The organism is Paenibacillus sp. DRB1-1 (assembly GCF_052119485.1).
In the GTDB taxonomy this organism is placed as follows: Bacteria; Bacillota; Bacilli; order Paenibacillales; family Paenibacillaceae; genus Paenibacillus; species Paenibacillus polymyxa_B.
The window spans coordinates 5,392,409-5,411,469 of sequence record NZ_JBODQH010000001.1; the positions used below are offsets into that span (position 1 = coordinate 5,392,409).

16 protein-coding genes are annotated in these 19,061 nt (G+C 45.0%); 13 read left to right on the forward strand and 3 right to left on the reverse strand.

Annotated features, from left to right (window positions below; translation table 11 throughout):
* Nucleotides 1–148 precede the first annotated feature (148 nt).
* Complete coding sequence (locus ACQW03_RS24265; protein ID WP_025722749.1) at nt 149–1,381, reverse strand: aminopeptidase; 1,233 nt, start codon at nt 1,379–1,381, stop codon at nt 149–151.
* A 162-nt stretch (nt 1,382–1,543) separates the two neighbouring features.
* On the opposite strand from ACQW03_RS24265, the gene ACQW03_RS24270 reads away from it, so the two are divergent.
* The 9 genes from ACQW03_RS24270 (at nt 1,544) to ACQW03_RS24310 (ending at nt 12,039) form a co-directional block, all read left to right on the forward strand.
* Nucleotides 1,544–1,840 (forward strand): hypothetical protein, encoded by a 297-nt coding sequence (locus ACQW03_RS24270; protein WP_076293652.1) that lies wholly within the window; start codon nt 1,544–1,546, stop codon nt 1,838–1,840.
* Nucleotides 1,841–1,966: 126 nt separating this feature from the next.
* Nucleotides 1,967–2,770 (forward strand): MBL fold metallo-hydrolase, encoded by an 804-nt coding sequence (locus ACQW03_RS24275; protein WP_220029562.1) that lies wholly within the window; start codon nt 1,967–1,969, stop codon nt 2,768–2,770.
* A gap of 137 nt (nt 2,771–2,907) precedes the next feature.
* Nucleotides 2,908–3,927 carry an aldose 1-epimerase gene (locus ACQW03_RS24280; protein WP_071640981.1) on the forward strand — a complete coding sequence of 340 codons (1,020 nt, stop codon included), beginning with the start codon at nt 2,908–2,910 and terminating at the stop codon, nt 3,925–3,927.
* Between the two features lie 154 nt (nt 3,928–4,081).
* The gene (locus ACQW03_RS24285) at nt 4,082–4,783 is read left to right on the forward strand and encodes a FadR/GntR family transcriptional regulator (protein WP_023988876.1); all 702 of its coding nucleotides are present in this window, start codon (nt 4,082–4,084) and stop codon (nt 4,781–4,783) included.
* A gap of 102 nt (nt 4,784–4,885) precedes the next feature.
* Nucleotides 4,886–6,430 (forward strand): 2-isopropylmalate synthase, encoded by a 1,545-nt coding sequence (locus ACQW03_RS24290; RefSeq protein ID WP_441952166.1) that lies wholly within the window; start codon nt 4,886–4,888, stop codon nt 6,428–6,430.
* Between the two features lie 165 nt (nt 6,431–6,595).
* The gene (gene fumC / locus ACQW03_RS24295) at nt 6,596–7,984 is read left to right on the forward strand and encodes a class II fumarate hydratase (RefSeq protein WP_071640977.1); all 1,389 of its coding nucleotides are present in this window, start codon (nt 6,596–6,598) and stop codon (nt 7,982–7,984) included.
* A gap of 198 nt (nt 7,985–8,182) precedes the next feature.
* Nucleotides 8,183–9,649 (forward strand): potassium/proton antiporter, encoded by a 1,467-nt coding sequence (locus ACQW03_RS24300; protein WP_220029560.1) that lies wholly within the window; start codon nt 8,183–8,185, stop codon nt 9,647–9,649.
* A gap of 222 nt (nt 9,650–9,871) precedes the next feature.
* Nucleotides 9,872–10,993 (forward strand): phosphodiester glycosidase family protein, encoded by a 1,122-nt coding sequence (locus ACQW03_RS24305; protein WP_076293655.1) that lies wholly within the window; start codon nt 9,872–9,874, stop codon nt 10,991–10,993.
* A 38-nt stretch (nt 10,994–11,031) separates the two neighbouring features.
* The gene (locus ACQW03_RS24310) at nt 11,032–12,039 is read left to right on the forward strand and encodes a stalk domain-containing protein (protein ID WP_441952169.1); all 1,008 of its coding nucleotides are present in this window, start codon (nt 11,032–11,034) and stop codon (nt 12,037–12,039) included.
* Between the two features lie 125 nt (nt 12,040–12,164).
* Here ACQW03_RS24310 and ACQW03_RS24315 read toward each other — a convergent pair whose 3' ends face one another.
* Nucleotides 12,165–12,704 carry a helix-turn-helix domain-containing protein gene (locus ACQW03_RS24315; RefSeq protein WP_013310428.1) on the reverse strand — a complete coding sequence of 180 codons (540 nt, stop codon included), beginning with the start codon at nt 12,702–12,704 and terminating at the stop codon, nt 12,165–12,167.
* A gap of 272 nt (nt 12,705–12,976) precedes the next feature.
* Between ACQW03_RS24315 and ACQW03_RS24320 the strand changes: the two genes are divergently transcribed.
* Nucleotides 12,977–13,390: a DoxX family protein gene (locus ACQW03_RS24320; RefSeq protein WP_071640969.1), complete on the forward strand. Its 414-nt coding sequence runs from the start codon at nt 12,977–12,979 to the stop codon at nt 13,388–13,390.
* Nucleotides 13,391–13,439: 49 nt separating this feature from the next.
* Nucleotides 13,440–14,306 (forward strand): VOC family protein, encoded by an 867-nt coding sequence (locus ACQW03_RS24325; RefSeq protein ID WP_441952172.1) that lies wholly within the window; start codon nt 13,440–13,442, stop codon nt 14,304–14,306.
* A 73-nt stretch (nt 14,307–14,379) separates the two neighbouring features.
* On the opposite strand, the gene glsA is transcribed toward ACQW03_RS24325, so the two are convergent.
* Nucleotides 14,380–15,318, reverse strand: coding sequence for a glutaminase A (gene glsA / locus ACQW03_RS24330; RefSeq protein WP_061828299.1), 939 nt, complete (start codon nt 15,316–15,318; stop codon nt 14,380–14,382).
* 296 nt (nt 15,319–15,614) lie between these two features.
* Between glsA and ACQW03_RS24335 the strand changes: the two genes are divergently transcribed.
* Both ACQW03_RS24335 and ACQW03_RS24340 read left to right on the forward strand, forming a co-directional pair.
* A complete protein-coding gene (locus ACQW03_RS24335) occupies nt 15,615–18,188 on the forward strand; it encodes an amino acid adenylation domain-containing protein (RefSeq protein ID WP_441952174.1) in 2,574 nt (857 codons plus the stop codon).
* A gap of 21 nt (nt 18,189–18,209) precedes the next feature.
* Nucleotides 18,210–19,055, forward strand: coding sequence for a hypothetical protein (locus tag ACQW03_RS24340; protein ID WP_441952176.1), 846 nt, complete (start codon nt 18,210–18,212; stop codon nt 19,053–19,055).
* Nucleotides 19,056–19,061: the final 6 nt, after the last annotated feature.

The following is a 19,061-nucleotide window of genomic DNA, read 5'->3' on the forward strand; positions in this document are numbered from 1 at the left end:
GAAATGAAGGGAGTATGTTTATGACTCCCCAAAAATTCGAGAGAGGTTTAGCGATGGCAAAATGGAATGTAAAATAGATCTAACATAGCCTATAGGATGAAGCAAGAAGGCTCTCCCGCATGAAGCGGTGAGAGCCTTTTTTGCCGTGTTAGATCGCCCAATTTCCTTTACGGAAGATAGGTTCCTCAGTACCGTCCTCGGTAACGCCGTTGATGTCCATTTCACCTGAACCGATCATAAAGTCGACGTGTGTCAGACTGGAATTCAGGCCGTTGGCAGCCAACTGCTCTTGAGTCATATCCTTGCCGCCTTTAAGGTTAAATGCATAAGCATTACCGATGGCCAAATGGTTAGAGGCATTTTCATCAAACAACGTATTATAAAATAAAATATTTTTATCAGAGATAGGTGACTTATGAGGTACGAGAGCAACCTCACCCAGATAGTGTGAACCTTCATCCATTTCTACGAGATGCTGAAGAGTTTCCAAACCGGTCTCTGCCTGTACATCAACAATACGTCCATTTTCAAAAGTCAGTGAAAAGTTGTCGATGATATTTCCGCTGTAGCTAAGTGGCTTGGTGCTGCTGACCTTACCGTTCACTCCCGTTTTGAGCGGAGCTGTAAACACTTCCTCGGTAGGCATATTGGCTACAAAAGTATGTCCCTGTTGGTTGACGCTTTCAGCTGCTACCCACAGATGATCTTTTGCCAATTCGATGGTGAGGTCTGTGCCTGGAGCCAGATAATGCAGCTTTTTATAGCGTTTGGCATTTAAAATATCAGATTTGCTGGAGAGGGTTTTCAAATGCTCTTTCCACGCCTCCACGGGGTTATCCAGATCCACACGCACGGTGCTGAAAATGGCATCCCACAGTTTATCCATTTGCTCTGAAGCTGGCAGATCAGGGAATACTTTGGCAGCCCATTCTGCAGAAGGGTAAGCAATCAGAGACCAACTGAATTTGTCGGCCATTTGATATTCACGGTATTGACGTAATTCATGTGACCGCACGCGCTGGGCAGCAGTAATTCGACTGGACGGAATTCCTTTAAGCAAATCCGGATTTTCTGCAATGACATGGAGTACAGCTGCACCATTTTCGACCTCTTCAGTCATTTCGGCTGCGTACCATTTGGGAGCAATATTAAAAGTTTCATCAGGAGCTAGTTCATACTGTAATCGAGTAATGGTTTCATCACTCCATTTTACTGTAACCAGCTTGGCTCCGGCAGTATACGCTGATTTGACAATAAGTCTCACGAGTTCGGCGGACAAAATTGGTGCATGCACGATGAGTGTCTGCCCAGGATGAACATTGGCGCCGACCCGAACGGCTAGCTCGGCATATTTTTGCAATTTTTGTTGAAAATCTGACATGTAACTTTCCTCCATTTCACGAAAAGCCTTAAACAAGGCTTGGGTAACTTGCACAGTTTTTTTGCAAATTCCACACATAGCTTATATATTGTACAATGTAACGAAAAGGTTCACAAATCAGTTTTGGTACTATTTAGTGAAAATGAAAGGGCGGATAGATGAATGACAGAGCAAAATTCACCTCAGGAAGTGAAAGAAGTACATATTCAACAAGCACAAATGACAAGAGATGAGAATGGTGCTTATCTGGGCCAAGTGGTATTTGGAGTAGATGGGCAGAGTTCTATATATGAAATCACGTTCCATAGTAAAAGGGGAAAGGAGTGGGATTACAGCCTCCATTTTGCGGGAGAGCCACGGGTAGAGGAAGAGATGCTGCAAATGGATAGCTGGATCGAAGAGAACGATGATTTGTTCGACTATTTGCTAGATACGGCATGGAGCAAATTACCCGAGTAATGTAAACATGGTCTATTTTCGTGACAAGCGGATTATATTAAGCAGTGTCCGCATAATCTGCTGACATGGGGGAAGCCTAAAGGTCGATATTAACAGGAAATTCCATGTGAATAGGAGGGTGAAGCTTTGGCAAATCATCTGTTCACCGAAGGAATGACGGCAAATGAAGAGGCTGCTCCCGATCTCCTGAGCTTACGGACGTTGTTTGTAAATATGTGTTTTATTGGGGAGCCGGGAAGCCGATCCTGGGTGCTGGTGGATACGGGGATGACAGGATTTACAGACTCGATTATACGCCTGGCAGAGGAACGGTTCGCTGGCCCTCCGATCGCTATTGTGCTTACTCATGGTCATTTTGATCATGTAGGTTCGGTTATTGAGCTGGTACAGCATTGGGGTACTCCTGTTTATGCACATCCTTTGGAATTACCTTATTTGACGGGAATGAAGGATTATCAAAAACCTGACCCTAGTGTAGGGGGAGGTTTAATGTCGGGCATTTCCTTCTTATACCCCAATGATGCTATAGATCTCGATGATCGCATCACATCCCTGCCCCATGATGGCAGTGTCCCCGGTGCCCCTGGTTGGAAATGGCTGCATACGCCAGGACATACACCTGGTCATGTATCGCTTTTTCATGAGCGAAGAAGGTTAATGGTGGCCGGTGACGCTTTTATTACGGTGAAACAGGAATCGGCACTGGCCGTTCTTTTACAGGAAAAAGAAATACATGGGCCTCCTGCGTATTTTACAACAGATTGGCGAGCTGCGCAGCGTTCGGTGGAAATGCTGGCCAAGTTAAAGCCTGAGATTGCAGTTACAGGACATGGTCATTACATGCATGGTGCTGAGCTGACAGATCAGCTGGAGCGACTGGCGGGAGATTTTGAGCACATGGCTGTACCCAAACAGGGACGTTATGTGTAGTGATGTGTGAAGGACGATGCCTTGCGGGGCATCGTTTTTTTTGTGGACGTGGAATTTTTTTGCTCAGCATGGTATAGTCAAGCCAAAAGCTAAACGCTTTCATTAAACATCGTCATTTCATCAAGGAGGATTTTTTGATGACACAACAACATGCTGCAATTGGTGATCTTTATTATGGAATACCGGCGATTCGTCTTAAATTTGGACGATATGAAGCGGTTGCCCTGCCGGGAAACGGCGCAAATCTGATTTCTTTTCGTGACAATGAAACGGGATATTCTTTTCTGCGTGAGCCAGATGCTGAGAGCATAGAGGCTTTTAAGCAAAGCCCGTCCGTTTACGGAATTCCTTTCCTGTTCCCTCCGAATCGGTATGAGGATGGAAAATTCCTGTGGAATGGTGTTACATATGAGCTGCCGATAAATGAAGAGGCGACCCACAACCATCTGCACGGCTTTTTACACACTGTTCGGTGGGAGGTTGAGGACTACGGTTCCGGGGAGCAAGGTAGCTATGTGGTAATGAATCAGCATGTAAGGGAAGGACATCCCATGTTCCGCTATTTACCCTTCACCTTTACCATGAAGTTAACGTACAGCCTGGACGAATTTGGCCTGCATCAGCGTTATGTGATCCATAACGAGGGCGATCAACCGATCCCCAACTTATTTGCCTTTCACACCGCGATTCGCGTTCCGTTCGTACCCGATAGCTCGCCTGAGGATTACAAGATTAAGGTCACAATCGGTGAGCGTCGTGAGCTGACGGAACGGTTGTTGGCCACAGGCCAGTTCCAGCCTTTATCTCCGGAAGAGGAACTGCTGAAGACGACGGGAGTTAGTCCTTATTTTGCCTCTATGGATAATCATTACACGGCAGCTCCGCAAAATGGACGCAACTACATGGAACTGACACACAGTAAGACAGGGGCTACCCTCGTATACGATGTAGGTACAGCTTATAAGCATTGGATGATCTGGAATAACAAAGCGAACAAGGAATTCATTTGTCCTGAGCCGCAAATGAACATGATCAATGCACCGAATCGTCCGGACCTACCAGCGGAGGAGATCGGATTGATTGCACTGGCTCCAGGCCATATTTTTGAGACAACCAGCCGTTTGTATTGTATTACACCTAATAAATCGAAATCCTAGCTTTTAATTTATCCTTATAAGCCTGTATCGTGTCCAACGGTGCAGGCTTTATTTGGGTATGTAAAGCACAGGTAAGGGCCAATGGGGAAGGAGGAAGAAAAAGGTTGCAGAATGCCAAGCAGTCATAGTATGATACGAAACAGGAGATGATCAGATGAATTTTCCTTTTCAAGCCGTCAAACGCAAGCAAATCGCCGATGAAGTAGCTGAACAACTGCAACGAAAAATTGCTGCTGGTGAATGGAATGTGGGGACAAAGATTCCAACCGAGCCTGAGCTCATGAAGCTATTCGGAGTCGGGCGATCTACAGTGCGTGAAGCGGTTAGCGTTCTGGTACATGCCGGTCTATTAGAGAAAAAGCAAGGACACGGAACTTTTGTCTGCCAACCGACGACTTCTCAAGAACCATTGGATTACCGTCTAAGCCGTGCTGAAATTATTGAAGTTTATGAAGTGCGGAGTGTGTTGGAACTAGAGATTGCCAGATTGGCTGCATTACGTCGTAATGACGAGGATTTACACTTAATGCGTGCGGCGCTGGACCGTCGTGCTGCAACTTTGGCCGCTGGAGATTTGTCTGGGTACTTAGATGCGGATATCACTTTTCACTTGGCTGTTGCCGGAGCTACACGCAATAAGGTGCTTACAGACGTATATGGCAGCTTTGTAGAGGCCATTCGCAAGGCGTTGAACAATCTCATTACCGATCCAGCGATGCAAAATCATTTTACTTTGCAGCATGAAAAAATATATGAAGCAATCCGGGATCAGGATGGCAAGGCTGCCGAGCTGTATAGCATTCAACATTTGGACGGCACCAAGCTGGAGCTGCAAAAGCATATGGGAAGTTCATAAATTTTTTTACTCTTAAACATCAGATGATCAGACGAATGATAAAACGAATTTTAAGCCTTCTATTCGAACATCTCCTAAATTCAATCCAAAGGTGGTATCTGTATGCGCAAAATATGGGTGTTGGACACAACGTTAAGAGATGGAGAGCAATCACCAGGAGTTAGCTTAACCAGCACAGAAAAGGTGGAAATTGCTCTTCAGCTGCAAAAGTTAGGCGTAGATCGGATTGAGACTGGCTTTCCAGCAACCTCGCCTGGTGAGATTATCAGCATGCAGGAGATTGCTAAACAGGTTACCCAAGCAACACTGGTTGGATTTGCACGCTCTAAAGAACAGGATATTGATGCGGTCAGAGAGGCGCTACAAGGAGCTGAGGACGCCTGTCTTCATTTGTTCCTGGCTACCTCACCCATTCACCGCCAATATAAGCTGCGAATGGATAAAGCGAAAGTATTAGAGACCGCTGCTGCTGCCATTCGTTATGGACGCAAGTATTTCAGCAAGGTAGAATTTTCTGCAGAGGACGCTAGTCGTACCGAGTTGGACTTTATTTGTGAGGTCGTGGATATGGCGATTCGTGCTGGAGCGACAGTCGTCAACTTACCAGATACGGTGGGATATGCCTCGCCGGATCAGTTCGGTGAAATGTTTAGAATTGTAAAACAACAAGTGCCCGGTATCGAAAAAATACAACTTAGCACACATTGTCATGATGATCTTGGTATGGCAACAGCTAACACCCTGGCGGCTATCCGTAATGGTGTAGACCAATTTGAAGGCACCATCAATGGCATCGGTGAGCGAGCCGGAAATACACCTATCGAGGAAGTTGCACTGGCCCTTGACACTAGAACCGAGCTCTATGGTGCACAAACGAGTCTGGTTTTGGAGGAGCTGTATGCCACCAGTCGCCTGGTGAGCAAACGTACGGGGATGTCGGTACCGGGAAACAAGGCCATTGTTGGAGCCAATGCGTTTGCGCACGAGTCTGGTATACATCAGGACGGAATGCTTAAAGAGCGTACAACGTATGAGATCGTGTCCTCTGAGCGTATTGGTCTGAAGACAAGTAAACTTGTATTGGGCAAGCACTCGGGTCGACATGCATTTAAAGAAAAACTGGCGGACATGGGGTTTGAAGCTTTGACGGAGGAACAACTGCAAGAGGCGTTCCGCAAATTCAAGGCCTTGACGGATAAGAAAAAACAGGTGTTGGATGAAGATTTGCTCGTCCTGATGGATGAAAGCCGCAATGCCTCGCCTCAAATTTACACACTGGATTCCATTCAGGTGTCCTACGGCAATCAGTCGGTTCCAGTCGCATCCATTCGGTTGGGTAAACAAGATGGGACAGCAATTGATGAAGTAGCAATGGGTAACGGTTCTGTAGATGCGATTTTCCATGCTATAGACAAGGCCAGTGGTGAAGAGGTGGAGTTGGAGGATTATTCGATCCAATCTGTAACATATGGCAAAGATGCGTTGGGGGAAGTACACGCCATTTTGAGGCAAGGTGAGTACACAGCACTGGGGAGAGGCACAAGTACTGATATTTTGGAAGCTAGCGCCAAAGCTTACATCGATGCGCTGAACAAGCTACTGGGCAGAAAAGAAGTCCATGGCAAAAGAAATATCACCATTAGCTGAACTTAGTGACCCAGGATAGTAGCTGAAATCTCCTTTTGCCTCCTCTGGCCTCATCGTAAAAAAGCGCTTGCAAAATAAATGATAACATTTGAAATTTAATGTATAATAGGCAAGAGAGATCACCATATTTTGTCTGAATTACATAGGCCAAGAGGAGGAAATGAGTTGAACTACCGCATCGAAAAGGATACGTTGGGCGAAATCAAAGTACCGGCAGACCGTCTGTGGGGAGCGCAAACACAGCGCAGCAAGGAAAATTTCCCGATTGGTTCGGAGAAAATGCCATTAGAGGTCATACAGGCGTTCGCGGTGCTTAAAAAGAGCGCGGCGATCAGTAACTATAAGCTGGGTAAGTTATCACAGGAGAAGCAGGATGCCATTATTTATGCAGCGGACGAAATTCTCGCAGGGCGGGTTGATGACCATTTCCCATTGGTTGTATGGCAGACAGGGAGCGGTACGCAGTCCAATATGAATGTGAATGAAGTGATTGCTCATCTGGGAAGCCAATGGTTACAAGAGCAGGGAAAAGATACGAAGCTGCACCCCAATGACGATGTGAACATGTCGCAAAGCTCAAACGATACGTTTCCTACAGCGCTTCATGTAGCGGGTGTCATTGCAGTGGAGGACCGTTTGTTGCCTGCCATCGATAAGCTGAAAGAGACTTTTCAACAGAAGTCAGAGCAATTCAAGGATATTATAAAAATTGGACGAACCCATTTACAAGATGCGACACCGCTTACGCTGGGCCAGGAAATAAGTGGCTGGTATGCCATGCTGGACAAGAGCAAGCGAATTATCATCGACACGGTGCAATATATGAAGGAGCTGGCGATTGGCGGTACAGCGGTGGGAACAGGAATTAATGCTCATCCAGAGTTTGGCTCCCGAACCTCTGCGGAAATTTCCAGTTTCACTGGCAAAACGTTCACTTCCGCACCCAATAAATTTCATGCATTGACCAGCCACGATGAAGTGGTGGCCGTACATGGAGCAGTCAAAGCGCTCGCTGCCGATTTGATGAAAATCGCCAATGATGTTCGTTGGCTGGCAAGTGGTCCGCGTAGCGGCTTGGGGGAAATTACGATCCCTGCTAACGAGCCAGGTAGCTCCATCATGCCCGGTAAGGTGAATCCGACCCAGAGCGAAGCACTGACGATGGTCGTTACGCAAGTAATGGGTAATGATGCAGCTATCGGCTTTGCTGCGAGTCAGGGTAATTTTGAACTGAACGTGTTTAAGCCAGTAATCATATACAATTTTTTACAGTCTGTTCATCTGCTGGCCGATTCCATTATTGCTTTTAATGACAACTGTGCGATCGGCATTGAGCCTGATCTCGCTAAAATTGAGCACAATTTGAATAATTCGCTGATGCTGGTGACAGCATTGAATCCACATATCGGATATGAAAATGCCGCTAAAATCGCCAAACTTGCACATGCAGAAGGACTGTCTCTAAAAGAAGCGGCTCTCCGCAGCGGACTGTTGACTGAAGAACAGTTCGATCAATATGTTGTACCTGCGCATATGATTCATCCTAAAGCCTAAAGCACGACGATGTCTCTGCTTAACCTTATAAAAAATATACAAACCAGCTCATCGAGTGCGATTTAGCACAGACCATGAGCTGGATTTTTTGGTTTTCTCATATATTTTTTTACTTAAGATTAGTATTCTGTGTGATTTGAGGGTATATAGATAGAAGGCGAAAAATTGAACATCCATTTTCAAGATAGGAGAAGCCGTATGGAACAGACAACCCTTATAAATTTGATTGTGCTTTTGCTGTCCAGCTTGCTGCTGGTCGGTGTGCTGACTACCAAATTTTCCAGCCGTTTCGGTATGCCTGCGCTTGTTTTGTTTATTGCCGTAGGTATGGTGCTCAGTCAGTTTATTTATTTTGATAATGCCTTTATCACACAGCTGGTGGGCATTCTCGCGCTCATTGTAATCTTGTTTGAAGGCGGGATGCAGACAAAGTTTGCAGACGTTAAGCCAGTTATTCGACCTGCGTTATCATTATCAACGTTAGGGGTCATCATTACGACCGTAGTCATTGGCGTATGCGCCAAGTTTATTTTAGGCGTAAGCTGGATGGAATCCATGCTGTTTGGCGCTATTGTCGGATCGACGGATGCGGCAGCGGTGTTTTCCGTTCTAGGAGGTAAAAACATCAAAAAACGAATTACCTCGACGCTCGAAGCGGAATCCGGCAGTAATGACCCGATGGCTGTATTTCTCACGGTAACATTGATTGAGCTGATACATCACCCTGAGCAATCCATTTGGATACATATCTTGTTGTTTTTATGGGAAATGGGTTTTGGTTTAATCGTTGGTTTTGTACTTGGACGTATAGGTGTATATGCGATTAATAAAATGAATTTTGATTCATCCGGTTTGTATCCTGTAATGGCGCTGGCATTTGCAGTCTTGACGTATGCGGCGGCATCGTTACTGGAGGCAAGCGGATTGCTGGCGGTTTATGTCATGGCCATTGTCTTGGGAAATTCCGACTTGACCTACAAGCGATCCATTATTCATTTTAACAATGGTTTCGCCTGGATGGTGCAGATTATGATGTTTGTCCTGCTCGGCCTATTGGTCTTTCCTGATCAATTGCTGGGCATTGCGTGGCAAAGCTTGGCGCTCTCCTTCATCCTCATGCTCGTGGCTCGTCCAATAGGCGTGTTCCTAAGCTTGCTTTTTTCCAGGTACTCTGTGCGCGAGAAGACACTGTTATCCTGGGCAGGACTGCGGGGGGCGGTACCTATTGTACTAGCAACCTATCCTTTACTGGATGAGATGGATGTAGGACCCTTGTTTTTTAATGTTGTATTTTTCGTCGTGCTCACCTCTGCGATCATTCAAGGTACAACTATTTCGTGGCTAGCGGTGAAGCTTGGCTTGATGGACCCTAACGAAACATCGTCTCCTTCATTGCTGGAATTAGTTTCTCTGGGGAAAACCACTTCGGAAATCAACCACATTCAGGTACAAAAGGGGATGTCGATAGCGGGCAAAGCGATTCAGGATATACAGTTGCCTGAAGATATTTTATTCACAGCCATAATTCGGGACGAGCAAATTATTGCCCCGAGAGGCACGACGGTGATTGAACCGGGCGATACATTGTATGTGCTTAGTCCCAAACTCAAGCGACAGCAGATGAAAGAACTGTTCATGCTACTCGAACCAAAGGCTGCTCCGTAAAAAGCGTAGAGTACCCTTAATTACAGTCCTTCACATTCATGTGGAGGACTTTTTCCTGTGTTTTTTTTCAGAGTGGATGAATCTGTTAAAAAATTGACACTATCATTCTACAAAATTAGTTTATGATATTGTCGTTAGATGTCGCTGCCTATCGTTACGGATCATTTGATGGGCCATAGTGATGAATAAGATAGAAGTCACCAATAACAGGAGAGATGATGAATGAAACCGGAAGTCTTGCCACAGCGTGCAGCAGCTCGCAGGCAGAAAAATAGAAAAAAGAAACGAAAAGGAAAATTCGGTCGCTTTATGCTGCGGCTTTTTATTGTATTCCTGTTAGCAGGAATAGGGGGCGGTGCGTGGTTGTTCTTAACGCCATCTGGCAAGGATATGCGCTACTTGGCTGCTGATACGCTGATCACGACCCAACATCGTCACTGGGCGAAGTACTTTATCGGTGAAGCAGAGGCAAAAAAACGTGTGGCTGAATATTCGGCCCGTTTTGAAGCGATGGGTGAGGAGAAGGACAGACATACAATCAATCTGCCTGATCTGATACCGACCAAAGTACAACAAACGCCGCTGGTTGAAGTGGAAGAGGTATCGGGCCGCAACTATCATGGCTATGTTATGACGGTGCATGACCCCACTAAAATCCGGCTCGGGGTTCCTGCCAAGGTCGGCCGGGGAGAAAGGGTATCTAGTATGGTCGAACGTTTAGGAGCTGTTGCTGGTGTAAATGGCGGTGGCTTTGCCGACCCCAACTGGAATGGGAATGGTTTTAAACCGATTGGCGTTGTCATTTCCCAGGGTGAGATATTCTACAATGATATGGGTAAAAATGCCTCTGTTCAAATCGTAGGTATTGATAAGCAGGGAAAAATGATAGCCGGTCACTATTCGTTGTCTGAGTTGTCCAAAATGAATGTGCAAGAAGCGGTTACTTTTCAACCACGCCTAATCGTGAATGGGAAAGGTCTGATTCGCAATGCAAGCGAGGGGTGGGGGATTGCTCCCCGTACCGCAATGGGGCAAAGAGCAGACGGGGCCATTATATTTGTGACCATCGACGGTCGTCAGCCTGGGTACAGTATTGGTGCCAACTTGTATGATATGCAAAATATTTTGCTTAAACACGGAGCGGTTATCGGTGCTAATCTGGATGGAGGTTCCTCAACGGTGCTCGTCAAGGATAATGCCATTGTGAACAAGCCTTCTTCTGAATACGGAGAGCGGTATTTGCCGACTGCGTTTCTCGTATTTGAGCATCCAGAGACCGTTAGTATCCCGAACATATGGGAAGGTCTGAATCCTGGAGACATTGACGCAGCCAAAAAGAGATAGATCAGGAATGAACAAGTTCATTAAGTGAACGGAGACTGATGATGAAGCTAAAACGAGCAGGATTTCAGCGATTGTTTGTCGCCTTGTTAATGCTATCCTTACTCTTGACCACAATGCATCAAGCGGTTGCCGAAGCTGCTGAACAGGGTGCCATAGCGTCTCAATCAACGCAGTTCATAGATATTGTTATAAACGGTCAGCCTATAGACAGCAAGGCTAAGCTTCTATTGATCGACGGAAAGCTCATGGTTCCGCTTAAACCTTTCGCCGAAGCTGTGGGTGCAACCTATCACTGGGATGTCAAAAAGAAGCAGGTTACGCTACAAAAGTGGGCAGAACCCTTGGTTCTTAAGGAGCGACCACGTAAGAACCAGCAGCAACTTACCTTTGAGGTTGTAAGTAAACAAGTATATGTACCTCTGAGAGATGTTTCGCTTGAATTAGGTTATACGCTGGAGAAGACAAATACACAGATTCAGGTGCAGCCAGAGATTCATGGTAAATTAAAAGAAGAAATATACGAGGGAGATCTGGCGACAGCGCGTGATGCGTTAACTCGTTTAGGCAGACGTTCTGTCCATCCTTATATCGAAGCACATTTTCCCAATACTGAGCTCCTGTCGAGTGTCTATATGTTCCCTCAAGGTGAAGCATTACGGTATTTTACGGTGAACGGGGATGTGCTGAGCTTGGTTGAAGTGAAGGACGGTTTTCCACTTGTCACCTATCAAGGGTATGTGGGAGCCCCTTTTGATAAAACATTTACAATGGAATATGATCCGCTTGAGCGTTTTTTGAAAAATAAAGCAAAAAATCGGTGGGGAACTTATCCGAAGCTAAATAAGCCGCTGATCTACGAGTTTACTACAGGATGGGGAGACAGCAGCACTACTTATTATGGACGGATTACCACGCTAAATAAAGAAGAACTGCTGGGTACTACGGGTGATCCCGTAACTGGACTCCCTGCTAATACCAAACAAATTATGAAATCCTTCAAGCTGCCGTGGGAATCGCGTACAGATGCCCCAGCAGGCGATGGATAAGTTAAGAGCAGCAATAGTAAGTGAAAATTTAAAAAGCACGTATCGTTGAAGTAAAGATACTTCCGGTACGCGCTTTTTTTGATGGAATTTGTACTTTTGTTGCTTCATGCTTGCGTAAGTATCTATTAAGCGTCATTATCTGCTTCGAGAAATACGGAAATCAGGATACGGGCGTTGTTTTCACCCACGTTTTTGGCATAATGGGGGATAGCTGCCCTCCAGCTAAAGGAATCTCCTGCTTCCAAAGTAGCTGAATCCTCGCCTTGCTCCACGTATACCGTGCCCTCCAAGATAAAATGAATCTCATCCCCCGCATGAGCATGTTCCTCTTCTGTAGATGAGCCTGGCGGCATGTCCACCAGCATCATTTTAACGTTTCCTTGCCCCCCTAAATGATCAACCTGGAGGTTGTTTTTACCATATAACGTTTTACGACGCTCGTCCTTGCGAATCACTTGCATCCGTTCCTCTTCTTTAAGAAGCAGAAAAGCAAGGGGAACCTTAAGCGCATTAGCGATGCTGTCCAATGTTGCGATGGAAGGGGAGGTTTTATTATTTTCTACTTGACTCATAAACCCTTGCGATAGTCCGGTTCGTTCACATATTTGCTGGATGGATAAATTTTTACGTTTACGAGCGGCGCGTATGTTGCATCCTATACCCATAGAGCGTTCCTCCTTTAAGGGAATATAATGTATACTAATTTAATATTTATCATACCAAATAATTTGTTGACAGACTACAGTTTCTTATGATAAATTCACATTACAAAATAATTATTTCTATTACTAATAATTCGAGTTTGATTCACACTAATGTGGTGGTGCGGCAGAGATTCAGACAGTATTATTTTTTTAACCAAATTATTAGTAATATAAATTAATTATTCATATGCACTTGTATGAGTGTAATAAACAAACAGAATGGAGAGATAAACATGAGTTCAGCAAGCAGAAACATTTCTACAATTATGCGGGTGGCGCTGGGAATTTTGTTTTTGGCACACGGAATTGCTAAATTCCAAATGGGGTTGGGTAATGTAGCAGGCTGGTTTTCCAGCATTGGCGTTCCAGGATTTTTAGGTTATGTCGTTGCGGTGATTGAGTTGGTCGGCGGGATTGCATTGATTCTTGGATTGCTCACTCGCTATGTATCTGGGCTTTTGGTTATTGTTTTGATCGGCGCTATTTTCACAGCAAAATTGTCCGGCGGGTTGATGGGGAATGGTCAAGGCGCTGGCTATGAGCTGGATATTGCTTTTATTCTGGTAGCTCTTCATCTGGTATTTGCTCCAACGACTCGATTGTCTCTGGATTCTTTATTCAGCCGTCGTGAGTCAACCAAACAATAATTTTTGATTAGTTTTAGTCCTCCAATCCATGTAGAAAGAGGGAAATCTCATGACAGCACATATTCATGACAACACCAAAATCGGGCAGGTTTCATTAAAGGTTAGTAACTTGGCGCGTTCTATTCAATTTTATACAGAGGTCGTTGGCTTTCAGCTGCTGCGTCAAACGGCGGATACCGCTGAATTGACTGTCGATGGGAAGCATGCGCTACTGATCCTTAATTATATTGAAAATGCAGTTATTCTGCCGCGTCAATCTGCTACTGGGTTATATCACTTTGCTATTCTTCTCCCAAACCGTGTAGCTCTGGGCCTGTCTTTACGTAATCTGCTGGCCCATGAGATTGAAATCGGACAGGGAGACCATGATGTAAGTGAAGCCCTATATATCCATGATCCCGATAATAACGGAATTGAAATCTATGCAGATCGTCCCCGTGATCAATGGAAAAAGGATGCAAATGGATTTTACATTATGGGAACAGATCCTGTGGATGCAGAAGACTTGGTTGCGATTTCCGAAAATCTACCTTGGCAGGGACTACCGCAGGGAACGGTAATCGGGCACGTCCACTTCCATGTGTCTAATTTGCTCAAAGCACAGCAGTTTTATTGCGATGTGCTTGGCTTTGACATTACGTGCCGGTATGGCTCTTCAGCCATGTTCGTTTCCGCAGGTGGTTACCACCACCATATGGGCTTGAATATATGGGCAGGTGAAGGAGCACCACCAGCTCCTGAGAATGCTGCAGGATTGGATTATTTTGAATTGATCGTACCGAATCAGAATGAATTGGATGCCATTGTAACTCGTTTAGAGGCAGCAGGCTATGGAATACAAGAACGCGATGGCGCCAAGTATGTAGCTGATCCGTTCCGCATTCAAATTAAACTGATTAACGGTCAAATCTCGTAACATAGAAGACACGCAACAAAAAAGGGTATTCCTATAAGCCGTAAAGGCTGGGAATACCCTTTTTTTCGTATACTTAGAACAAGCTCCAGTCCAAATCCCGAGACATCTTCTCCAGCAAGTGTACACCGGCTGTACTGTTGCCCATACGGTTCAGAGAAGGTCCAACCAGTCCAATGCCATATCGTCCGGGTACCATCGTCATAATACTGCCTGATACGCCGCTTTTGGCAGGTAGTCCGACTTGAATGGCGAATTCCCCTGAGGCGTCATACATGCCGCATGTCGTCATAAATGTTTTGGCGATCTGTACATAGCGGCGGGGAATCAGCGGTATACCTGTCACCGGATCACGGCCGTTGTAAGCTAGTACAAGTCCCATACGTGCTAAATCTGTACAGTTCAATTTGACAGCACAATGTCTGAAATAAACTTCAAGCACATCCTCCACATGACCTCTTAAAATTCCTTTTTCCATTAGAAAATAAGCAAGGGAACGGTTCAAATGGCCTGTAGCTGATTCTGAATCGTAGACATCCTGATCATATTCCAATGTGTCATTGTGGGTAAGCAGGCGGAAAAATTGGAGAACACGCGCAAATCTCTCTTCTGGACTGTTCCCGCGAATCAGAGAGGAGACTGCGATCGCTCCGGCGTTAATCAGTGGGTTAAACGGAATACCCGGCTCGACCAGTTCTAGCTTTAACATGGAATTAAAACGGTCTCCGGTAGGCTCCATACCCACCTTAGAGAAGACAACGTCCTCACCATTATCCATCAAGGCCAGAATGAGCGTAAATACCTTTGAGATACTTTGCATCGTAAATTGGATTTCCGTATCCCCAGCTACCACAGTTTCACCCGCACCGTTCATTACAACAACACCCAGCGCGTCGGCCGGGGCTTTGGACAGTTCGGGAATATATGCTGCTACCTTGCCATGAATATACTCATGACGGCTTTGTTCTACCCATTCCGGCAGTTTGGTCTGTAATCTCTGCCACTCCGATGTCATTTCTTTTCCTCCAGTCGAGTAACCAATCTGTGGTATTTTATTGTAGAGCAAAAAGTAGCTATATACTTATTTTAAAGAAATTTTCAGTCGAAAAACAAGCTCTGATGTCATTTCTTTTTCTCCAGTTAAATACCCAACCTAATGTAATATCGGGATTATGGTTTATCCTCTGTAATCTTCATTCACTTCATCCAATTGCCTATCCAGAAAACACTTCTAAGTGCCACACATACTCTTTTTTAGCGTTGGCTCATACAAAAGATTCCTATCTTTAAAAAAGTTAATAGGAGAAGGAGATGAAATGGAGTATGTTACACGGTATGTTAGCGGATTACCCGCGGGAGAAAACGATTCATCAATTGTTTGAAGAGCAGGTTGAGCGCACACCGGATCACATAGCGGTTGTATTTGGGGACAAGCACTTGACGTATGCTGATCTGAACAAACAGGCTAATCAACTAGCACATGTTTTGCGGGCTAAAGGTTTAGATAATGACGAGGCTGTCGGAATTATGGTCGAATGTTCATTGGAAATGATCATCGGAATTTTCGGGATTTTAAAAGCTGGGGGAGCCTATGTGCCAATTGATCCTGAATACCCGAAGGAACGTATACGCTATATGCTGACGGATTCTGGTGCAAATCTCCTGCTGACCCGGCTTCCAATCCACCAACAAACAGAGCTCGACAGTGTTGTACTGGATTTGATGGACAAGCGGAACTACGGGAAAGAAACAGGAAATCTCACATCTAATCAAGGTTCCGACACCCTTGCTTGCATTATGTATACGTCTGGCTCAACCGGCGAACCTAAGGGTACCCTGACGATGCACTACAATATTATACGTGTTGTTAAAAAGACGAATTACATCCAATTCTCGACAAAAGATAGGATATTACAAGTGGCCAGTTTTTCGTTCGATGGTTCTACATTTGGTATTTATGGGGCTTTGCTTAACGGAGGCACTCTCGTTTTGAACTCACAAGATCAAACCATGAATGCACGTGAGCTATCAAGCGTCCTACGGACACAACAGATCACGAAATGCTTCGTCACGACAGCACTTTTTAATGCATTGGTGGATGTTGATCCCGATTGCTTTGCAACTATTGAAACCTTGCTATTCGGTGGTGAGAAGGTTTCAGTCAGCCATGTGCGTAAAGCGTTTGCCCGTCTAGGTCCGGGCCGTTTAATTCATGTCTATGGACCGACAGAGAGTACGGTGTTTGCTACTTATTACCCGATTGATCATTTGGACGAAAATGCAAATACCGTACCGATCGGCAAACCAATCAGCAGCACGAAGGTTTACATCTTGGATCAAGAGCAGCATCCTCTGCCGCAGGGAGTTGCAGGTGAACTGTACATCGCTGGCGATGGATTAGTTAAAGGTTATTTGAATCGTCCAGAGCTGACAGAAGAGAGGTTTATTCAGTCTTCATGGGTACCTGGAGGCAGGTTGTATCGAACTGGAGATTGGGTGCAAGAGCAAGCGGACGGAAACATCGAATATATCAGCCGGATTGACGGTCAAGTGAAAATACGGGGTTATCGAATTGAGCCTGGGGAAATAGAGTCGCCTTTATTAAAAATAGATGATGTACAAGAAGCGGCAGTTATTGCCCGTGAAAATGAGGCCGGTCAAAAGCAGCTGGAAGCATACTTTACGGCGACCAAGAAACTGACAGCAGATGAAATTAAAACCGCTCTCTCTATAAAGCTGCCGAATTACATGATTCCATCTTTTTATATACAACTAGAGCAAATGCCATTGACACTGAATGGTAAGCTGGACCGCAAGGCACTGTTGGCCCTTGAAGAGAATATACATGGTGGTGCAGAATATGTGTCTCCGAAGCCGGGACTGGAAACGAAGCTGATGGACATCTGGCAGGATGTATTGGGTGTGCAGCAGTTCAGTGTTTTAGATAGCTTCTTCGACCTCGGTGGGCATTCTATTCATGCGCTTACATTAATGTCGAGAATGGAGCGTGCAGGATATCACGCCACTTTAACAGACATTTACCACTATAAAACGATTCGGGCACTCGCTGATTATCTTCGTTCAACTCAGATAAGTGTTATAGGGTCCCAAAAGCAGCAGGGCATCATAGAAACTACTCAAGAGTTGGTGTCTTGGCTTCACCAAGAAACAGATGGTGTTTACGAGCTGGTGAAATACCAAGTAAGGGATTTTATTCACGAAGTTAGAGATATTCAGGTGCTTTACTACGACACGGCGGCCGACGTAAACCATATCATGCGGATCATGGATGGGAAAATAGCTCAAGAGCTACTGCCTCACTACATTGTACCACTGCATCAAAAAGCTAACATGGCTGATCCATACTGGACCATGGATGAAGAGGAGTTTTTCCAGCGTCTAGGCTTAATAAGCATGGATCTGGATCAGGCGGCAAGTTTACGCAAGCGGCTGGAAGACGATTATTTGAGAAAAGATCAGTGGATTAAAACAGGGCAAGTGGCACAAGAATATCCGCTAAGTGGAATTCAACAAATGCAAATTTCGTTTCATACACCTCCAAGCTTAGGTATATTTAGGCTAGATGAGTGTGTGAATTACGATTTTTTGGATCAGGCTTACGCTCTTTTTATACAAAGTCAAGGATTACTGAGAAGCGTCCCGGTACAAAGAGATGGATGGACTTATTGGTGGGAATACGTACTTCCTAGCGATGGTTTGCCAAAGCTCAACATTATTGACGTGTCGGATTACAATCCATGTGGTCCTATTGCGGACATGATAAATGATTATGTAACGAACACCCGTTTCGCCGTAGAACATACTTTGTTCCACATGTTTGTGCTGAAACGAAACCTGCGTGAACATTATGTCATTACTATTTAGCATCATGCGATATGCGATCGGGTGACATCGGAAGTAGCCGAACGACAGTTGATTGCTTACTACAGGAGTCTGCTTCAAAATCAGCCCCTTCCTAAGGATGAAGTGAAGCCCTATGTGGAGTATGTGAAACAAATCCAAAGTGGACCGAAAGGAATTACGGAACAAGAATTGATATCAGCCTTTAATTTGGAAGCGTTCCAAAAAAGCAAGCAAAACGTTTTCCAAGCACCGAATCTTCGAACGAGCACAGAAGCCTATCTGTTTAACGTAAGCATCCCTGCTGAAAATCCTTCTTTGGAGTTTGCGCTTTCTGTCTATACAAAGGGCTTGCAAACTTATTTAGGTATGGATAAGCTACCATTGTTATTTTTATATGATGGAAGAAGGTACGACGAGGCGGCTTATTATAACACAGCTGGTGAATTTATTGATTTTGTGCCTATGCTGATGGAACTGAAGCAGAATCCAGATGAAATGATGCAGTCTGTCAGAAGCAGACTGGATTTATTAAAGCACCACACAATTAATTTTATGCATCTTCTTACAAGTCCTGATTACAAAGACAAGTGGGAACGGGCCAGAACACTCGTACAGTTTGGAAAGCAGTACGAGCAACTAGACTTGTTCATGTTTAACTATTTAGGAAACAGTGCCAAAGCAGGCTCAAAACACAGCAATTATTATGATGATATTGTCATAAAACAACCAAATCCGCTGCCGATCTATTCACTGTTCAATTGCATTACTTCTTCCTACACGGACGGCCTTATTTTTTCTATACGATGCAGTTACGAGATAGAGGTTAAGGAAGTCAGGGCTGCTTTTTATCAAGCTGCCGGTATGGCATTCCGGATAGGGGAGGTTTAATAAGTG